Source organism: Acidobacteriota bacterium (assembly GCA_018268895.1).
In the GTDB taxonomy this organism is placed as follows: Bacteria; Acidobacteriota; Terriglobia; order Terriglobales; family Acidobacteriaceae; genus Edaphobacter.
In genome coordinates this window covers 111,579-131,435 of record JAFDVP010000014.1, presented here as the reverse complement: position 1 = coordinate 131,435, position 19,857 = coordinate 111,579, and the positions used below count along the sequence as shown (strand labels likewise).

The following is a 19,857-nucleotide window of genomic DNA, read 5'->3' as shown; positions in this document are numbered from 1 at the left end:
CCACATTCAACCATGAGGCTGATGAGATGCTCGAAGCCGTGCTGAATCGTCAAGACAAGCAGACTGTCGGATCTTCCGATCTGCTCAGCCCACAACGGCACCTGTATGATCGCCGGATTTCTGTCTGTCATGTGTGTGAGGGCGAGGCTTGGGCTGGGGCCGAGGTGCAAGTTGCAACTCTGTTGCGCGCACTCTCAAAATGTTCTGAAATTGCGCTATACGCGATCGTGCTTCGCGAGGGCCGGCTAGCTCAAGAGCTGCGCAGCTTTGGAGTAGTCGTACAGGTAGTTAGTGAAAGACAGAAGAGTTTTCTGCGGCTCGTCTCTGAATGTTCGGACTTTGTGAATGGCACGAATATCCAGGTCTTGCACTCTCACAATTACAAAGAGAACCTCATAGCGCTATTGATCTCTTGTTCTTGCCATGTACCGCACCTGGTCCGGACCGAGCATGGACATCCCGAGCCGTATTCCGTTCTTCGTAATCCGAAACACTGGGGTGTGCTAGTTGCCGACCGCCTTGCAGCGAAGTACACAGCGGCCAGGATCGTCAGCGTCAGCTCGGATCTTGGCGAGTATTGGAAGAGGTATGTAGATTCGCGAAGGGTTACTATTCTTCGCAATGCAGTGGACCTTGAGCGCGTGAGTTCCAGCTTGAGTCCTATGGAAGCAAAGCAGCGGCTCGGGCTACAGGCTGACAGCTTCGTCATTGGGATCGCAGCGCGACTGGAATGCATTAAGCGGCATGATTTGTTCATTGCTACGGCAAAGCGTTTGGCCGAGGTACTCCCGAAGTCGAATTTCGTTATCGCCGGTGGCGGGCGTCAAGAGGAGCCGTTACGTCGGCTGATTCTCGGATCCGGCTTGCAAGGGCGCGTGGCTTTGCTTGGAGAGCGTAGTGATGTCTATGACATTCTGCGCGCAATGGATATTCTGCTGATTTGCTCCGATCACGAAGGCATTCCAATGGTGATGCTCGAAGCTATGGCCCTTGGAGTTGCGGTAGTTTCTCGAAAGATAGGTGGCATCCCCGAAGTGATTCGGCATGGAGTGAACGGAATACTCGTGTCCACCGAAAACCCCGAGGAATTAGCCCACGCCTGCATGTCTCTTTACAGCAATACCAGTTTGCGGGGATACCTCACGCAAGTCGCCTACGATGAGATTCACCAGCGGTACTCGGCAGACAGTCATGCCAGAAGCATGGTGGAGTTATATCAATGCTTTTGCCCTCGCCAACTATAGTAGAGCGTTGCGCAAACCGTCAGTGAAGAAGTGTTCAAGGCCGATGTTTGTGGCTGAATCTTGAGGCAGTGAAGCGACCTCCCATGTTTTCTACAACCATTCGCGGTTCCTACCAGAGCTCCCCATCCAGAAGCTCACACCTGCTTGTGACGATGACTGTTCTAGCCGTCACCGCATGTTCTCTGGGGTGGATGATTGCCTCGGAGAATTGGCTCTTTGTCGTCGGAGTTTTTGGCCTGTTGTTGTTGCTCGTACGCCCGATTGAAGTGGCTCTGGGACTGTATGCCTTCCTCATCCCGTTCGAGACCATGACCACTTTGGGCAACAGTACCGATCCAAGTGACACTCTCCTCAGATACGTGGGTTTGCTTGCGTTATTTGTGATTCTGAGCGCCGGTTTGTTGCGCGAACGAATTATTCGACCGCCACAAACGGCGCTATTTTGGTCGCTGTTCATTCTGTGGGGCGGGGTATCCAGTCTATGGGCCATAGATCAAACAATGGCTCTCAAGCGCCTTCCAACGGCAGTAGGCTTATGGCTCCTCTACATGGCTGTCGTTTCACTGCGAATCACGGACAAGGAGTTGTCCTGGATTTCTCTATTGACCGTCCTGGGAGGAACGGGTGCATCAATCTATTCCGTTTATATGTTCTCTCATTCAGGGGGTGCCCCCGGTCGTGTCTCTCTCGCGGAAGGATCAACTCAGTCGGATCCGAATTTTTTTGCCGTCGCTCTTCTCCTGCCTTTGTCGCTGTCCTTTGGCGGTGTGCTGTCGAGCCGTACCTGGCCACACCGTGTACTCTTTTTGGCTAGTACTGGCGCGATTGCATTTGCCGTGTTTCTGACGATGTCGCGAGGGGCCCTCGCTGCTGTGGCGGTAATTACATTTGTATTTCTGCTCCGCCTGCGTCTGAACTGGCGACTGTTTCTCCCAGTAATTGTCGCGGGCACTGCACTGCTGTTCATGCCGCGATTATTCTTCGAGCGCGTGCAGGAAGCTTCCACTAGCAGAATGGCAGGGCGGCAGGATATCTGGCTAATCGGCATACATTCTCTGAGAAGTTACGGCATTTTCGGGGCGGGACTGGACAATTTTTCCAACGCGTTTGAGAGATACGTTGGCTCCTCGCGTTTCTTCGCAGGAGATCAGCGCGCTTCCCACAACATCTATCTCACCGTAGCGGTCGAATTCGGAATCCTTGGAACGTTGTTTCTGTTTGGCGCGGTGCGCTCACATATGCGGGCGTTTCCGCGAGTCACTCGAAATATCTTCGCTTCATCCCGGCTAGTAGCCTTCGAAGCGGCGTGCTGGGGAATGCTGGCAGCTGGATTTGGGCTCGACATCCTTTGGCGGAAGGCATTCTGGTTCACCTGGGCTCTCTCCGTTGGAGCCTTGCACGTCCAGCGAGAAAACGAAGAACTCTGCGACCCCGGCTCACGATAGCGCAATACCTCTGATTTCCAACGCAGCACGTTCCGGATAGTTCACGAAGTGCCTTCACTCTCCAACATTGCCGTCGTTGCCTCAGACAGCCCACCGTCGTCCGTTCCGCTAAGACTCGGGCTGGTTGTGGACTCTTTGTGGGTGCCCGGCTGGATTCAGTATCTTGTTTACAAACTGACGGATTGCAGCACCATCGAACCTTTCTTTATTGTCCTGAATGACGATTCGAAGGAGACACCGAGGCGTGGTCCTATCCTGTTTCGGTACTGGGCTGCATTTGATCGTTGGATCCGTCGGTCTAGGACCGATGCTCTTCGGTTGCGGGAGTGGCGCTTGCCCTTGAACCGTCGGGCTACCCCGGTCTTGCTCCGAACGTGCAATGACACTCCCTTTCTGGATGACGATCTTGCAGCCATAAAAGGGGCCAACCTTGATCTGCTCTTATATCTCGGGCATGGCGTTCCTGGAGCCGATTTGTCAGGGTGTGTCGGTTTAGGTGCGTGGTCGGTGCAACAGGACACTTTCTGCGAAGCAGGCGAGGTCCCGGGTCAATTTTGGGATATGTACGAAGGCAATCGTTTCACGTTGCACGGACTTCAGATAATTGAGCGAAGACATAATTCGACTCGCGTCGTATATTGCTCGTACGTTACCACCAATTTCCTCTCCCTGGCACTGAATCAGAACGCCGCTTACTGGGAAATAACTAACGTTCTGATCGCGCAGCTCTCCGACACGGCGCGCGTGCGGATGAATGCACAGATTTGCTCCGGAACCAATGTTAGCCAACACGCAAAGCATCGCACCCTCGGCAATCTACACATGGCGCGCTTCCTGGCGCGCTGGGTTATGTGGGCTCTTCGGAATGAACTTACGAAACTCCTGTTACGTGAGCAATGGTCAATTGTTATGCAGACGAAAGCTGACGTGCCGAAGGCAGATCACGGCGTCAAAGTCATGCGCCCGCCTCGGGATCATTTTTACGCCGATCCATTCTTGTTCGAGAAAAGTGGGCGCAGCTATCTCTTTTTTGAAGATTACTGGTTCTCATCCCGAAAGGGTGTGATTTCGTGCTGCGTTGTGGATAGTAATGGCAACTACAGCGAGCCACAGGTAGTGCTGGAGCGCAACTACCATCTCTCGTACCCATTCCTCTTCGCATGGCAAGGGGAGATATACATGATTCCCGAAACTCGCGACAACGGAACAGTTGAAATGTATCGGGCAAGTGATTTTCCGTATTCGTGGGTTCACGAAGCGGTTTTGATGTCAAACGTAGCAGCGACCGACTCCACTCTGCTGCACCATAACGATAAATGGTGGATGTTTACCGCAGGCGTACTCGACCACGCTTCACCTGACAAAGCATTGTTCCTGTTCTTCGCGGACTCCCCATTGGGACCTTGGACGACTCACCCAAAGAACCCTATCGTTTTCGATGTTTGCCACGCCCGTCCTGCTGGTTGTTTGTATTTCGACAACGGACAACTGATCAGGCCTGGTCAGGATTGTTCAAAAGGGTATGGCTATGCCGCCCAATTACACCGAGTGGATGTGCTTTCGGAGACGGACTATCAAGAAAGCCTGCTCACGAGCATTACTCCTGATTGGGTCCCAGGAAGCAGGGGCATACACACATTCAATCAGAGCTCAGAGTTTCGCGTGATCGACTGCAAATTCCATATTTCGCGTTTTGGCTTCAACCTATTTTCTACCTTTCTGAAAGCGAAAGCTGAGTTCGGCAGCTCGTTCGATTTTGAATCTGCGAAGAGATCGAGGTGATTATGTCCTATATCGCGGGAACAACAACCAACGCTTTGCGCATGGGCCTGGCACTTCTGCTACTTGGAGCGCTTGCATCGGCTGCCCAAACGACGCAAGAGCCCACTTCACCGATTAGGGTTGCGCCTCTACCAACTCTGATCGCACCTGGTCAGAATGGCGCGGCAGTGCATGACATATCGAAACAGGGTTCAGGTGGTGGTGCTTTTATGGATTCTGCTCCCGCCACCAGCGGAGATACCGGCCAACGAAAAATTCTTGCGCCTTCTCCGTCTACCGCAAACGGGGGGACCGGTTTTGAGATCCTGATTGGGGCAGGCGATTTGATTGAGGTCAGCGTGTACGGTGCGCCGGACTATGTCAAGGATGTCAGAGTTAATTCGATAGGTGAGATAACACTGCCTCTGGCGGGTACAGTCAAAGTCGGCGGCTTCACCCCGGCCCAGGCCGAAGCGCTCATCGCAAAGCGTCTCAGCGACGGCAACTTCTTCACTGATCCGCGTGTTTCCGTTCTCGAAAAGGAATTCAGTACGCAGGGCATTTCTGTCTTGGGTGAGGTTCAGAAGCCTGGGGTTTATCAGATGCCCGGGCCCCGAAAACTGTTTGACGCACTCTCTGCCGCTGGCGGCACTACTCCCCGAGCTGGCAATACTGTATCAGTGTTGCATCGGTCCGGCTCGCAAGAGTCGGAAGTAGTAACCATGTCTTACGACGGTAAGTCTTCCGGCCAAAGCAATATCTATGTGTATCCGGGCGATACGGTAGTGGTATCTAAAGCGGGAGTTGTCTACGTCGTTGGGGATGTTCGTCTGCCTGGCGGGTTCGTCATGGAGAACTCGCAGATGACGATTCTCCAAGCATACGCAATGGCACAGGGCGCCAATCCCACCGCCGCTCTCGACAGAGCACAGTTGATTCGCAAAACGGGACCTGAAAGGGATCCCCAGGAGAAACTCATCTCTCTCAAGAAGATACTGTCCGCAAAATCGCCCGATATCAATCTGCAATCGGAAGACATAGTCTTCGTTCCCACCAGTGGCGCGAAAGTGGCGGGCAAGCGAACCCTCGACGCCATTGTCCAGACTGCTACTGGCATGGCGATCTATAGCAGGGTTCCATAGAGGCGGTTTCCTTTCTGGCGAAGCGATAGCGCGGCTTTCACCGATTGCAAAACGGCGCAATGAAAATTCTTTGGTTATATCCCGAGCTCCCTTACCCCCTGACAAGCGGCTATTTGCGAGGTTTCCACCTCTTACGCGTATTAGGGCAACGCCACGCCGTTACTTTTATCTGCCTTACTAACTTGAAGCAGGTTTCGCCGGAAACGATCGTCGCGCTGAGTCCGTATGCTGAGCGGATTGCGTTCTTCAGTCGATGCAATGCTCCCGAACCCAGATGGCTCAGGATGTGCGATCGAGTACCCGCTCTTGGTAGACGACTACAGGAGCTCTGGGGCACGCGGTGGGCTGTGAAACAGATGAAGGCGGTGGCCCTCAGTTTGCTGCGGGAGGAAAACTTCGATCTTGTACTCTTTCATGGTCGAGAGGCTATTCCGCTATTACAGAGAGTCGAAGTGCCCATCGTAGTTGAGTGCGGCGACACCAATTGCGAGCGGGTCCTCCAGCAGATGCGACAAGCTTCTCTCTTGCATTGGCCGAAACTATTTTTCCATTATGTGAGGGAACGACGGTTGGAAGAAAGACTCTCGCGCAAAACGCCTTACCGGTTTTTCATCTCGGCGCGGGACAGAGAGAATCTCCTGGGACCTTCCGACCAAAGCGTAGTCGTGCCACAGGGCGTTGATTATGACTACTGGAAACGTAGCTCCCCACCCTCCGGAAGAAACTGCATCGTGTTTTCAGGAGTCATGAGCTATTCCCCTAACGCAGACGCGGCCGTATTTCTACTGGATAGGATACTTCCGCTAGTAAGGCGAGCCATTTCAGATCTGGAAGTTCTGATTGTGGGCCGTGATCCTTTACCGGAGTTGGTAAATGCCGCCCAGCGTTTCTCCGATGTGACGGTTACTGGGGCAGTCGGTGACATCAGACCATATCTGGATCGAGCTGACGTATTTGTTGCACCGCTTCGCTTCGCCTCCGGAGTGCAGAACAAGGTGCTTGAAGCCATGTCGATGGAAGTGCCCGTCGTCACGACTCCTGTGGTAGCGGCTGGACTGTGCGTAAGCGGCATCGAACCGCAATTGATTATCGGCACAAACGCCGAAGAGATTGCCGCCGGTATCATCAGACTTTTGACTCACGGCGAGGAATGCGCGCGCCTTTCCGCAGAAGGCCGCCGGTTTGTCGAAGCTCACTGCTCCTGGTCCTGTAGTGCAGAAATACTTGAGGAGCTATGTTTCGCTGCGGTTGGGCATGTGAACGGATCCCGCAGGCCGGATTCCACTTCCGCGGGACCATTTCTGGTCAGCACGAAATAGAAAACCTGATAGGGGGAAATGACATGCGTGTTCTCATTACGGGCGGTGCAGGATTTATAGGTTCTCACCTTACAGAAGCATTGCTGTCCCGAGGTGACGAAGTTCTAATTATGGACGACCTCTCCACCGGTAGCTCGGAGAATATTCGCCATCTTAAAAACATTCCAAAGCTCAATTACTGGATCGATTCCGTAATGAACAAGGCTTTGCTGGCCGAACTGGTTGATGAGAGCGATATTGTTGTGCATCTTGCAGCTGCAGTCGGAGTGCGTCTTATTGTCGAGAGCCCGGTCCGTACGATTGAGACCAACATCAAGGGAACGGAATTGGTGCTGGAGGCAGCACGCAAGAAAAAGAAAAAGGTGTTCATCGCTTCGACCTCGGAGGTTTACGGTAAGAGTGCGCACTTTCCCTTCCGCGAAGAGGACGATCTGGTTCTAGGTTCGACGGATAAGGGTCGATGGAGTTATGCCGCATCGAAGGCCCTGGATGAGTTTCTGGCCTTGGCATATTGGAAAGAGAGAAAGCTCCCGGTTGTTGTCGGAAGGTTCTTTAACACCATAGGGCCGCGGCAGACGGGGCAATATGGAATGGTCGTGCCGAACTTCGTTCGGCAGGCTCTGGAGGGCCGGCCGATCACAGTATTTGGAACAGGCAAACAAAGCCGCTGTTTCTGCTATGTAGGAGATACGGTAGCAGCGATTCTGAAATTGCTGGATGCTCCGGAGTCCGTCGGTCAAGTGTTCAACATAGGTAGTTCGGAAGAGATTTCCATTGAAGGTCTCGCCAAGCTAATCAAAGCTAAGCTCAGCAGCAGTTCTCCGATCAGCTACATTCCCTACGACCAGGCTTACGAGGCTGGGTTCGAAGATATGCCGCGTCGAATACCGTCGACGGCCAAGATCGAACGGTGTATCGGATGGCGACCTTCAACGTCTCTTGATAGCACGATTGACCTTATTGCCGAACATTTCAGGCAGAGACAGAAGCCTAGCTCGACTACAGAAACATTTGACGCCGCACGTCGGCAACTGGAAAATACCGACGCGGCAGCGTAGGCCAGAGCGGTGTTCGACCACAAGGATATCTACCCGATGAAAGTGCGACACATTGTGCATCTGAGCACGTATCCCCCCGACGACATTCGGATATTTCAGAAAGCGTGCAAATCAGAGGTTGCAGAGGGGTACGAGGTTACTCAGATTGTTTGCCACGATCGCGACGAAATCGTCGATGGCGTCAGGATACGTGCGCTGCCACCATCGAAAGGGCGTCTCTCGCGTATGGTTGGCCTCTCCTGGAAGATGTACCGGGAGGCCAAACGGCAGGATGGTGACATATATCAATTTCACCATCCCGACCTTATTCCGGCGGGGCTTCTGCTCAAGTTGGCTGGCAAGAAGGTAATCTACGATACCCGAGAATTCTATCCTGACAAGATTCTTTCCATGCGATGGATTCCAGCAAAGCTGCGCCCTATGATCAGTGTGGGCTTCGGAGCTTATGAACGAATGGTAAGTGCGCTGTGGGACCATGTCCTCGTGGCAGATTGCTACTCAACCAAAACGTTCACCGGACTGCCTATCAGCGTAGTGCCAAATTATCCCCTGCTCACCTCGGTAGAGCGAGTTGCGAGCAAGCAGCACAGCAAGCGCACACTAATCTACGTGGGGGGGTTGTCCGAGGAGCGCGGCCTTGGGGTAATGCTGAAGATCGCAGAGTTGCTCCGAGATCACAATGTGGAACTGGAACTCATGGGAACATGTCCATTCCCCGAGGATGAGAAGCGTATCCGTGCAGTCCCCAACGTCCGGTATCTCGGAAATCAAAACCTGCGCGCGGTGTACCAGCACATTGCTGAAGCCGATCTGGGTCTGTTGCTTCTTCAGCCCGTGCCGGCTTACGCATACGCAGGAGAAAACACCCTCAAGTTATTCGAATATATGTGGTGCGCACTTCCGCTGGTCTCTTCCGATTTTCCAAACCTCAGGAAAATTATTGACGCGGCGCAGTGTGGAATCTGCATCGATCCATGTAACGCGGAACGGGCAGCAGCGGCCATCACGGACTTGCTCGATCGGCCGGTACTGCGGCAGCAGATGGGAACCAACGGTCGCGATGCGGTTCTTCGAGCCTATAACTGGCCGGCGGCGAGCAAAGTGCTGAGCCAGGTATACAAGAACGTGCTTAGCGACAAACGCTCCTCCGTCGAACCCTTGCCCCTCTGGATGAGAGACCCCCTTTGTTCAACGTGGGAGCATAAATGACAGGCCATTGCAGTTAGGAGTTCACAGGTCAAAGCATGGTCAAACAGGTGATGAGTTCCATGCAGCGAGTCTTGGTGCTTGCTCCACATACGGACGACGCCGAACTAGGCTGTGGCGGCACGATTGCACGATTGCTCAGGGAGGGTGAGGACGTTTTCGTTGCTGCCTTTTCCACGGCGGAAGAATCGCTCCCCCCTGGAACAGCGCCGACCCGACTCCGCGACGAGTTTCTGGCTGCGATGCAGACGCTCGGTATCCCACCTGAAAGAGCCTTAGTATTCGGATATCCGGTTCGTCGCTTGTCCTACCACCGGCAGGAGCTATTGGAAGAGTTAGTGAAACTGAGGAGCCGAGTCAATCCAAGCATGGTATTTCTCCCCTCTGCCAGCGACCTGCACCAGGATCACCAGGTACTCAACGTCGAAGGTTTGCGTTGCTTCAAAGATATGACGGTCTGGGGGTACGAACTACCCTGGAACAACATCGGGTTTCCGGCACAGGCATTTGTCACTCTGGAACGCTGTGACTTGCAAGCAAAATGGGATGCGCTCCAGGCGTATAAGTCGCAGTTTGAGCTTTCTCGCCCCTACTTCTCTTTGGAATTTGTCGAGGGGTTGGCGAGAGTTCGCGGAGTGCAAGTGAAAGCGCCTTACGCCGAAGCCTTCGAAGTGATGAGGCTCAAGTGGTAAGTAAACCAGCAATGGACGTGACACGCGAGTATTCCAAACTCTGCGACACGAATACGACTGCGGCTATCCACCAGCCAAATTACATACCTTGGTTGGGTTATTTCTTCAAGATGGCAAATTCTGACAAGTTCGTATTTCTGGACACTGTAGTCTATCCATCTGGCAGCTTCGTCAATCGAAATTCCATAAAAACGCCAACCGGTCCGGCATGGCTAACGATCCCGGTGCTTACGAGCGGCCGATCCGGCCAACTCATCGGTGAAGTAGAAACCGATAATACTCACCCGTGGGCGAAACGGCATCTGGCAACGTTGCGGGGCAACTATAGCAGGGCGCCCTACTTCAAAGAGATCCAAGCATTGCTTGAGCCGCTGTACTCTGCCGACACCGGCACGACGACCTCGCTGGCAGATTTCAATATCGGGGTGATCTACGCAATCGCCACCTGCCTCGGCCTAAGAACAGAGTTTATACGTGCAAGCAGATTGAATGTATCGGGTCACAAAACCGACCTGCTGTTGGATATATGTCAAGCAGTCGGGGCAGAGATATACCTCGCCGGAACGGGAGCTAAATCGTACCAGGAAGACTCTAAATTTGAGGACGCTGGAATTACGCCTGTGTACTCCTCCTTCTCTCAACCACGTTATACCCAACGGTTTGGTGAATTCGTTGGCAATCTATCTATCGTCGACGTCCTGATGAATTGTGGTTGCTTAGAGACAAGACGGCTATTAGGTATCGGTTCCGGCCAAGACTGATTGCGCAGCTTTGAGTTAGCGCCATAGTGCGAAGCGAAGGACACGCTACTCGTAATCAATCGGTAGTTGAGGATCAATTCACATGCGAGTGTGGCTAATTAATCACTACGCTCTTCCGCCGTCGGAGCCTGGCGGTACGCGCCACTCAACTCTTGCGCGAGAACTGATTCGCAGGGGACATGAGGTCACAGTTGTCGCATCCAGTTTCAATCATGCCACTGGGATGCAGATGAGCTGCGCACACCGAAGGCTGTGCACTTTTGAGCAGTTTGACGAGGTTCCTTTTCTGCTATTCCGCGTACCCGCGTATCGCAACAACTTAGCGCGGCTTTGGAACATGTTTGTTTTTGCATTTGAAGTGTGGCTTGGTCTGGGTACCCGGAGAATGCCCAAACCGGATATAGTGATCGGCTCATCGCTGACCTTACTTGCAGCTTTGGCCGCAGAGCGGTTGGCTAGACGAATACGTGTTCCTTTTGTGTTGGAAATACGTGACCTTTGGCCGCAGACGCTCATTGATATGGGTATGCGCCCATACCACCCGGCAGTTGTCGGGTTCGGAATGATTGAGCGATATCTGTATCGCAATGCGGACAAGATCGTTACTCTCTTGCCAAACGCTTCGGAATATATGGTGCCACGAGGTGCGCGACCGAACGACATTACCTGGATTCCTAATGGTGTGGATATGGAACTCATGCCGCTTCCGCACGCCCCTGCGCCAGGCAATCAGTTTACTGTCATGTACGCAGGGTCTCACGGCTTATCCGACGCCTTGGATTCGGTGCTTGATGCAGCGGCCATTCTGAATAAGCAAGCACCTGGCCGCTTTTGTTTTCGCTTGATCGGAAACGGCCCGAATAAACCGGCATTGCAGCACAAAGTAGTAACAGAAAACATTGCTAACGTTGTGTTTGTTGATCCGGTACCGAGGCGAGAGGTCTTCTCGCTATTACAAGGCGCTGATGCCTTTATCATCACAGCGAAGAAGACCGACTTATACCGCTACGGTATAAGTCCGAACAAGCTTCACGAATATATGGCCGCTGCGCGTCCAACGATCTTCGCTGGAAATTCGCACAACAATCCCATCGTCGAAGCGGTCGCTGGAATTACTGTAGCGCCGGAGGAGCCAAAGGCCATTGCAGCCGCGGTCGAAACGTTGGCTGCCATGTCGAGCGAGGAAAGATGGAACATGGGATTACGTGGCCGGCGCTACATAGAGGAGCACCACGATTACTCCGGGCTTGCCCGCCGCCTCGAACGAGTCTTGCAGAGCGCTCTTGCTTTTCCCGAGCAAGTACAGAATGAAACTCTGAGCTTGGACGTCGATCGTACCGCCACGTTGCAGGTGAAAAATGCTCGCACTCAATAAATCCCGAAAGATCATAGTCAATGCTGACGACTTCGGGATGAGTGCTGAAGTCAACCGGGCCATCGTAGAAGCATTCGAGAAGAATGTGATCTCAAGTGCCACCCTGATGGCCAATATGCCAGGTTTCGAAGAAGCCTGTGCGTTGACACACAGCCATCGACTTCTCGGCAAGATCGGAGTACACCTGAACCTGACAGAGGGTTATCCACTGTCTGCTCCCATTCGACGATGTCCGCGTTTTTGCGATGACGTTGGGAGGCTGCGGAGCAGGAACCGGCAAACACGGCTTCGGTTGTCGAAGGAGGAGAGGCTTGCGGTCGAAACGGAGATTGCTGCACAAGTCAAGGCATGTCTGGATCGTGGGCTGTATCCTACCCACCTGGATTCACATCATCATGTCCACACGGAATGGGCCATCGGGGCAGCGGTCATTACTGTTGCGCACCAGTATGGGATAAAGGCCGTCCGATTGGCTAGAAACTGTGGCCCCGGAATCGGCTTTACTCACTTGCTATACAAATTCCTCTACAACGTCAGGCTGCGGATATACGGCCTGGCGAAAACCCGATACTTTGGCTCTGCAACCGATGTACAGGAGATCCTTGCGGCCACGCCGGACGATGTGGAGATCATGGTGCATCTGAACTCCGGGGATACTGAAAACAATCCCGATCACCGCAATGTCATGGAACTGGATCGCTGGTTTGCCACGCATCAACTCGCGAGCTACCCTTGAACGCTTTGCGTGTTGGTACGTGCTGGTGCAAATACTGAAAGCAGAATTCTCCTGGATCCGATATATGCACATGGTGCTTCTAATACCGAGAACTCACTGGGCAAGCACTGTAACCCTATTTGCCCTGCTCTGCGCAGCGATAGTTATGCGAGCCTCATCAGAGCAACAACCCTATGCGACAGAGACGCCGGTCACAGAGTTCTACCTCTCGCCTTCCGGCAACGATTCGAACCCTGGTACTAAGGAAGCACCGTTTTCGAGCTTCAAAAAAGCAGATTCCGTAGTGCAGCCTGGAGACACGGTGCACGTATTGCCAGGAGAGTACAACGGCTACACCGCCCAAAACACGATCCGAATTGGCACGAGCGGAGTCGAATCTGCGCGGATACGATGGGTCGCAGAAACTAAGTGGGCAGCGCGAATTGTCGGACACGTAAATCCGGAAAACCATCTCGGATGGGGTATTGTCGTTGCTGGAAATTATGTTGACCTGGTTGATTTCGATGTCACGAGTAACGCCAACATGGGTATCTGGGTTCTTGGGACCCATGTGCGCGTTATCGGCAACCATGTACATGATATTCCTGGGCGCACAGGTTGCTCGAGCTATGGCGCCAGTGGGATCGAACAAGGCAACTACCAGGGCGGCTACATGGAGGTCATCGCCAACGTGGTACACAACGTTGGTGCAGGCGGCCCCGGAAGTTGCAACAAGTATCATGGCATCTATCTAGCAGCGCCGTTCGACACTGCCGTCAACAACATCAGCTATCACAATGCCTCCAAGGGCATCGGCACATGGCACGCAGCCACTAACAATACAATCAGCAACAACACCGTGTTCGAGAACGATGTGGGCATTCTCGTTGGAGCTGGTGACTCTCCATGCCATCGAACCTGTTTGGCCGATTATATGGTTGTCTCCAATAACATCATGTACCACAACAGGACTATTGGGTTCTGGGAGTACTCCAGAGCAGGCCGGCACAACGTCTACACGAACAATTTGTCCTTCGCCAACCGGGATCGCAATATTTTGCTTCAAGGTTGCATAAAATCCGGTGCGACTTGTAACTCCTTCGACAAGGCTGTTTTCGCGAATCCGAGATTTATCAACCCTACGGGAAACTTCTTCACGGGTGACTACCACTTGAAGAGAACGAGCCCGGCACTGAAGGCTGGAAGAGTTATGGACGCTCCAGAGACCGATTTCGAGGGCAGACCGCGGACCGCTGGCTTGGCACCCGATCTCGGCGCATATCAGTCTGATGAGCAACTGGCGAAGAAGGCAAACTGAGCAAGAGCACAAAATGTGGCTGGAGGAAATTCGATGAAACGTATCGCAATCATAGGTGCGGGAGGATTTGCCCGGGAACTTGCCTGGATGCTGGAAGATATTTCAGCCGCGATCAGTCAAGAGTCTTCCAGGTATGAAACGGTCGGCTTTCTTGTGAGCGACGCAAATCGAATCGGACCTTACGACAGCCCCGTCCTAGGAGACTTCTCCTGGCTTGAATCAAATCGCGTCGATGCGCTAGCTATAGGGATTGGCACTCCGGCCGTAAGGCTAAAACTCGCGGAAGAACTTAAACGGAGATTTCCGCACATCGCATGGCCCGCACTTGTCCACCCCAACGTGAAATGGCAGCAACGAACGATGCAAGTCGGTGAAGGAGTGATCGTCTGTGCTGGCAACATCGTCACGGTAAACGTTCAGTTTGAGCCATTCTGCATGGTTAACCTGTCTTGCACCATCGGACATGAAGCTGTGATCGGTCGCGGTTGCGTGCTCAACCCAACGGTCAATATATCGGGTGGAGTTGAACTGGGAAGCGGCGTGCTCGTAGGCACCGGAGCCCAGATTCTGCAGTACGTGAAAATTGGCGACGGTGCGACCATTGGCGCAGGAGCGGTAGTAAATAAGGATGTCAGTCCAGGGACAACCGTGGTTGGAATTCCTGCTAAGGAACTGATCAAGAAACCCGCGAACGATGCTGTGGCTGCGACAGTGTCAACGGCTGCATGATCTCGAACAGGGACGCCCGGCAATACGAAGACGCTTCACATCACAATGGACGCACGAGAACATGCTCGAACTTACAAACTGAAACGGCTATTCGACCTGAGCGTTGGGACCCTTGCGCTCATCCTCTTGTCGCCACTCATGCTGTTGATTGGTTTGCTCGTGTTCGTATTTCTCGGTAAACCGATTGTCTTTCGACAGCGCCGCCCGGGATTGGACGGAAAGCTCTTCACCTTATTGAAATTTCGCACGATGATGAAGCCTCTCGATGTTAGCGATAAATTGGTGCGCGACGGTGCCCGTATCACGTCGTTTGGACGCCTTCTGCGTAGCAGCAGTCTGGATGAACTCCCGGAACTGATCAACGTCATTCGCGGTGAGATGAGCATCGTCGGCCCTCGGCCCCTTCTGGCCTGCTACCTGGATCGTTATTCCTCTGTTCAGATGCGACGCCATGAAGTGCTTCCTGGTATCACGGGGTGGGCTCAGATCAATGGTCGAAACACTGTAAGTTGGGATCGCAAATTTGTGATGGACGTCTGGTATGTCGATCACCAGTCCTTTTGGCTTGATTTCAAGATCATTGTTCTGACTATGTGGAGGATTATCAGGCGAGACGGAATTGATCAGCCTGGCGTGGTTGGAGCAACAGAGTTCATGGGCAGCGGAACGGCGGCGACTGCGCCTTGCGACGCAACTAGCTTCAGAGATGAAGGGCCGTGTCGCTGAATACGCTACGCACGATGACATCTTATTGGTGAGCACCGATGAGTGCTGGGCCGCACGTTTCAAGCGGCGATCGAAGACCATCGAACTTCTTCTTACAACAAGGAGGCAGTATGGAAAACAAAGCCACAAAACCAATTTCGGCTGAAATGTTTCCCGGGCCGGGCTTTCGCGTGAAAGCGGAGTTTCGTCGCTTAACCTCCGATTTCATGGAGCAGTTCACAGAGTTTCCAACCCCGGATATCTCTGACATGCTCAACCGGCTGTACGCTATGGATTCTGCGATCACCTGCTTGACAGGCACGCACCACAAGCTATGTGGGGCGGCTTGCACCGTTAAGGTGTTTCCGGGGGATAACCTGATGGTGCACAAGAGTCTCGACGTGGCCATGCCGGGCGACATCGTGGTCATTGATGCCCACGCTTCTTCCATGAATGCGGTGTTGGGCGATCTGGTTTCAACCAAGGCTAGGCATCGCGGGATAGCCGGCTTCGTCGTAGATGGTTTTATTCGCGACTTACCTGACATTCTCGAGTTGGACTTTCCAATATTCGCGCGGGGTACCACGTCCATCGGACCGCTGCATCGCGGACCTGGTGAGATAAATTACCCCATTTGCTGCGGCGGTATTGTGGTAAACCCGGGTGATGTCATCGTTGCAGACGGTGCAGGCATAGTCGTGGTTCCGCAGGAAGTTACAGACAACCTTCTTAAAAGACTGCGCAACCAGAAGATCAACCAGGCCGCGTATCTGGAGAGCGTCAAGCGTGGAGATTTCTCCAACGACTGGGTGGATCGAATCCTGACACAGGCTGGATGTGCCGTCACCCCTGCTGGGGAAAGCGTAGCTGCATAAAAAAGAGGAGCGATCTCGATGGAACTGATCTGTCGTCCAGGTGTTGCCAAAATGCTTTACGTTGGATATCGCTTGAGAGAGGCGTTCCGTGTGCGGAGCGCTGACACTCGCCTCGCTCTCGAACATCGATCGCGCTTCTATACCGAGTTATGGCGTGACGCTGCTTCCCGGCATGGAGCCAGCATCAATGTCTTGGGAGATGAGATTCTGGAAATTCGGCTTGGCCGGGACTACACGCGTGTCCAACAGAACACCACATCCATAGATCGTGTGATCGATGTTGCAGTGACAGTCAACAAGCCGCTGGTGCATCGTTTACTGGCTAAACTTCGATTGCCCACCCCTCCTTATTGCGAATTCACGCTCAATGAGATCGCTAAAGCCGCGGCGTTTGTCGAAAACTCCGCGAACAAATGCGTCGTAAAGCCAGCGAACGGCGGTGGTGGAAGAGGCGTGACGACCGGTGTTAGCGGGGCATTCGACCTTGTTCGTGCGGCGGCAAATGCATCTGTCTATGGTCGAAATCTTATGGTTGAGCAGCAGGTACGCGGCAACGTCTACAGGCTTCTCTACTTCGATGGTGTGTTGCTCGATGCAGTCCTTCGGAAACCTTCCTCAGTGACAGCCGACGGAAGGTCCACCGTCAGGGAATTGATCCGCTTGGAAAACCGCGCCAGACTGAGCGCTGGGCCGGATCTTGCGCACACTCTTATTGTGGTTGACACGGACGTGCGGAACACGCTCGCGGCGCAGGGTCTAACACTTTCTTCCGTAGCAACGGAGGGAACCACAGTAACGCTCAAAATGGTCGTCAACGACAACTCCCAACATGACAACTTCGCGGCAAAGGGTCTGTTGTGTAAATCCATTATTGAAGATGGTGCGTTGGCCGCGGCGGCTACCGGTGTACGGTTCGTGGGCATCGACGTAATCACGCCCGATCCCCTTGTGCCCCTGGCCGAGTCGGGTGGCGTCATCCTGGAAATCAACACCACACCCTCGTATCACCACCACTATCACAAGCGGGATGGGAGCTATCCCGTCGCAGTCCACCTGTTGCCGTTTCTGCTCGCCAATCGTGTAGCGGAGCCGCACCCCACAGCAGCTTGAGACAGGAGATCAAAATGTCAAAAATGTTCAACTTCGACGCTCACAGCTATGCCGGCGCTTTTGCGGAGCATGGGTACGTGCATATCCCGGAGGGCCTGCCCGAAGACTTCCATGCCCAACTGGTTAAATACGTTGAGGATTCATTCGGCCAGAAGCATCTGAAAGACTTCGCTCGCGGCGATAAGCAGCAGGCCATGTTCGAATTTCTCGAACCGGAGCATTATGATGAGTTGCGCGCAACCGTCGCGACGATCTGCGGCGTCGATGTGCACAGCCTGACATTGTCGGAGCGCCACATCAAAGAGTATGAACCCGGTGCAGATCCGTACCCGCTGGCGCACAAGGACCGTTTTGGTTCTGAGTTTGCCGTCGGTTTTTCGATCCGTGTTCCAGAAGAATCGACACTAGTCATCTATCCGGAGCATGACGTCAGTGTGAACCCATTCAATTCGACGGCAGAGTTGCGCTCCAGCTTCTCTCCACACGACCTTCCAGATGCGAGGCTGAAGAGTGCGCCTCGAGTGGAAATTCAGGATCGGCCCCGTGATGTCCAGGTTTTCAGAGGAAACGCGATGTGGCATCTGCGCGAACATGGTGCCGGAACGACGGTGCTGTATTTGAAGTTGAATACTTATAACTGCGACACACTAGGAGAAGATCCACGCAGTTCCGAGATACGGCAACGCACGTTGTCCATGGTTGAGTCATCTCCTTCCAATTGGGCTGCCAGCATACCCGTGATTGCCAGGCGGGTAGATTACATTCATCGCCGGTATAACCGCGACTGGAACGTACTGTTCGGCGTAGTCATCTATGGACAGCCGCACGCTTCCATCACCGGACCTGAGTTCGAGGCACTGCGTTCGATGGATGGACGCCGAACCGTAGCTGAAATTGCCTGGCAAATGGAACAGTCTGGAAAAGGCGGAGATGTGCGTGAAGCTATTCGCGACCTGGCACGACGCGGTATTGTCGATCTGCTTGCCACATCCATCACAATGGGGCAGGCGCGCCCCGCAGCTCTTACGCAGGTGGCATGACTCCTATCGAAATGGCCTGGAAGGAATCGAATTGTTGAATGACAGACTACCACCCGCCGTCATAGTGGGAGGCGACCTTGGGTGCCTTTCGATCGCCAGGAGCCTGGGTGCTGCCGGTGTTCCCGTCTATGCGATCAATCATCCGCATGCTGAGGTTAAGTACTCCCGGTTCTGTAAGTGGATTGACCTGCCGGAGAGTAACGCAACCGGAGTAGAGGTTTGGGCGGCGTATCTCTCGGGCCGCGAGTCCGACCATCTGCGAGGTGCGGTTCTATTGGCCGCCAGTGATGAGGCGATCGAGCTTATCGCCATGCATCGCGAATCGCTTTCTGAGAAATTTACACTCGATTTGTCGAACCCGGCTGCGCAGCTTTGCATGCTCGACAAACTCCAGACATACCGCGCCGCACAGGTCGCCGGCGTACCTACTCCGAAGTTCTGGGTGGCCGATACACGGGAGCAGATTGTAACGCTCGAGCAGGAATTAGTGTTTCCCTTGGTGCTCAAGCCGATCATTGGGCACAAATTCAGCAGGAAGTTCTCCGGAACCTACTCCGTTGCATACAGCCTGGAGGAGTTGCTTTGTGCTTTTGACAAGGTCTGTTGCGAAGGCATTCAGACATTTCTTGTCGAAATGATTCCGGGACCCGACGATCAACTATGCAGCTATTACACCTATCTGGATGAAAATGGGAATAACCTCCTTGATTTCACTAAGAGGGTTATTCGACGATATCCCATGAATATGGGTGGGTCGACTTACCACATAACTGACGACGTGCCGGATATTCAAGAACAGGCATTGGCGCTTTTCCGGAAGGTTGGATTGCGTGGCGTGGCGAACGTTGAGTTCAAGATGGATCATCGGGATGGCCGGCTGAAACTGATCGAATGCAACGCACGCTTTACCGCGGCGGATTGCTTGCTCGTTGCCAGCGGACTGAATCTGCCATTGTTCGTATATAACAGGCTAACTGGTCGCACATATGTGACGCCGTCCAGCTACCGCTTGGGCATGCGACTATGGAAACCAGTTGGTGATTTCGCCGCTTACCGGCAACTGAGCAAAATGGGCCTGCTAACCTTTCGGGCGTGGATACGCAGCATCATGCACCGGCAGGTTTTTCCTGTTTTCCGGTGGAATGACCCGCTACCTGCGCTCGTCGGCAACGTTCGTTTGATTCGTTACACATGGTCTCGGTTCTGGCGTGCAAAGCTAAGTAGGAAAGCTAGTGCCGCTCCCGTGCATCGATCGCGGATGTCGCAATCGCCAATTATGCCTTCAACGACGATTATCAAGTCTGATAACCCCGCCCAAATCGAACCGGTTATGGTGTTACCGCCGAAATAGGTGCCCTTGGC

Annotated in this window: 18 protein-coding genes; all 18 read left to right on the top strand. The window is 53.5% G+C overall.

Going from position 1 to position 19,857, the window contains the following annotated elements:
• Positions 1–26 precede the first annotated feature (26 nt).
• Positions 27–1,244, top strand: coding sequence for a glycosyltransferase family 4 protein (locus JSS95_17740; GenBank protein ID MBS1801657.1), 1,218 nt, complete (start codon positions 27–29; stop codon positions 1,242–1,244).
• A 146-nt stretch (positions 1,245–1,390) separates the two neighbouring features.
• Positions 1,391–2,689 (top strand): O-antigen ligase family protein, encoded by a 1,299-nt coding sequence (locus JSS95_17735; protein ID MBS1801656.1) that lies wholly within the window; start codon positions 1,391–1,393, stop codon positions 2,687–2,689.
• Positions 2,690–3,022: 333 nt separating this feature from the next.
• Complete coding sequence (locus JSS95_17730) at positions 3,023–4,471, top strand: hypothetical protein (protein ID MBS1801655.1); 1,449 nt, start codon at positions 3,023–3,025, stop codon at positions 4,469–4,471.
• 2 nt (positions 4,472–4,473) lie between these two features.
• On the top strand, positions 4,474–5,592 hold the full coding sequence (locus tag JSS95_17725) for a polysaccharide biosynthesis/export family protein (protein MBS1801654.1): 1,119 nt from the start codon (positions 4,474–4,476) through the stop codon (positions 5,590–5,592).
• 356 nt (positions 5,593–5,948) lie between these two features.
• Positions 5,949–6,911, top strand: coding sequence for a glycosyltransferase (locus JSS95_17720; GenBank protein MBS1801653.1), 963 nt, complete (start codon positions 5,949–5,951; stop codon positions 6,909–6,911).
• Positions 6,912–6,934: 23 nt separating this feature from the next.
• Entirely contained in the window at positions 6,935–7,969 is a 1,035-nt protein-coding gene (locus JSS95_17715; GenBank protein MBS1801652.1) for a GDP-mannose 4,6-dehydratase, read from the top strand.
• A gap of 36 nt (positions 7,970–8,005) precedes the next feature.
• Positions 8,006–9,178 carry a glycosyltransferase family 4 protein gene (locus tag JSS95_17710; GenBank protein ID MBS1801651.1) on the top strand — a complete coding sequence of 391 codons (1,173 nt, stop codon included), beginning with the start codon at positions 8,006–8,008 and terminating at the stop codon, positions 9,176–9,178.
• 50 nt (positions 9,179–9,228) lie between these two features.
• Positions 9,229–9,867, top strand: a complete 639-nt coding sequence (locus JSS95_17705) for a PIG-L family deacetylase (GenBank protein MBS1801650.1) — start codon at positions 9,229–9,231, stop codon at positions 9,865–9,867.
• A gap of 11 nt (positions 9,868–9,878) precedes the next feature.
• The gene (locus JSS95_17700) at positions 9,879–10,628 is read left to right on the top strand and encodes a WbqC family protein (GenBank protein ID MBS1801649.1); all 750 of its coding nucleotides are present in this window, start codon (positions 9,879–9,881) and stop codon (positions 10,626–10,628) included.
• Positions 10,629–10,710: 82 nt separating this feature from the next.
• Positions 10,711–12,003: a glycosyltransferase family 4 protein gene (locus JSS95_17695; GenBank protein MBS1801648.1), complete on the top strand. Its 1,293-nt coding sequence runs from the start codon at positions 10,711–10,713 to the stop codon at positions 12,001–12,003.
• Positions 11,987–12,739 carry a ChbG/HpnK family deacetylase gene (locus JSS95_17690; GenBank protein ID MBS1801647.1) on the top strand — a complete coding sequence of 251 codons (753 nt, stop codon included), beginning with the start codon at positions 11,987–11,989 and terminating at the stop codon, positions 12,737–12,739. Before JSS95_17695 ends, JSS95_17690 begins: the two co-directional genes overlap by 17 nt.
• Before the next feature lie 145 nt (positions 12,740–12,884).
• Complete coding sequence (locus tag JSS95_17685; GenBank protein MBS1801646.1) at positions 12,885–14,036, top strand: right-handed parallel beta-helix repeat-containing protein; 1,152 nt, start codon at positions 12,885–12,887, stop codon at positions 14,034–14,036.
• Between the two features lie 33 nt (positions 14,037–14,069).
• The gene (locus tag JSS95_17680) at positions 14,070–14,765 is read left to right on the top strand and encodes an acetyltransferase (protein MBS1801645.1); all 696 of its coding nucleotides are present in this window, start codon (positions 14,070–14,072) and stop codon (positions 14,763–14,765) included.
• A gap of 45 nt (positions 14,766–14,810) precedes the next feature.
• The gene (locus JSS95_17675) at positions 14,811–15,491 is read left to right on the top strand and encodes a sugar transferase (GenBank protein MBS1801644.1); all 681 of its coding nucleotides are present in this window, start codon (positions 14,811–14,813) and stop codon (positions 15,489–15,491) included.
• 110 nt (positions 15,492–15,601) lie between these two features.
• Positions 15,602–16,345, top strand: a complete 744-nt coding sequence (locus JSS95_17670) for an RraA family protein (GenBank protein MBS1801643.1) — start codon at positions 15,602–15,604, stop codon at positions 16,343–16,345.
• Positions 16,346–16,363: 18 nt separating this feature from the next.
• Complete coding sequence (locus JSS95_17665) at positions 16,364–17,455, top strand: hypothetical protein (protein ID MBS1801642.1); 1,092 nt, start codon at positions 16,364–16,366, stop codon at positions 17,453–17,455.
• Positions 17,456–17,469: 14 nt separating this feature from the next.
• Entirely contained in the window at positions 17,470–18,495 is a 1,026-nt protein-coding gene (locus tag JSS95_17660; protein MBS1801641.1) for a hypothetical protein, read from the top strand.
• A 34-nt stretch (positions 18,496–18,529) separates the two neighbouring features.
• Positions 18,530–19,846 (top strand): ATP-grasp domain-containing protein, encoded by a 1,317-nt coding sequence (locus tag JSS95_17655; protein MBS1801640.1) that lies wholly within the window; start codon positions 18,530–18,532, stop codon positions 19,844–19,846.
• Positions 19,847–19,857 lie beyond the last annotated feature (11 nt).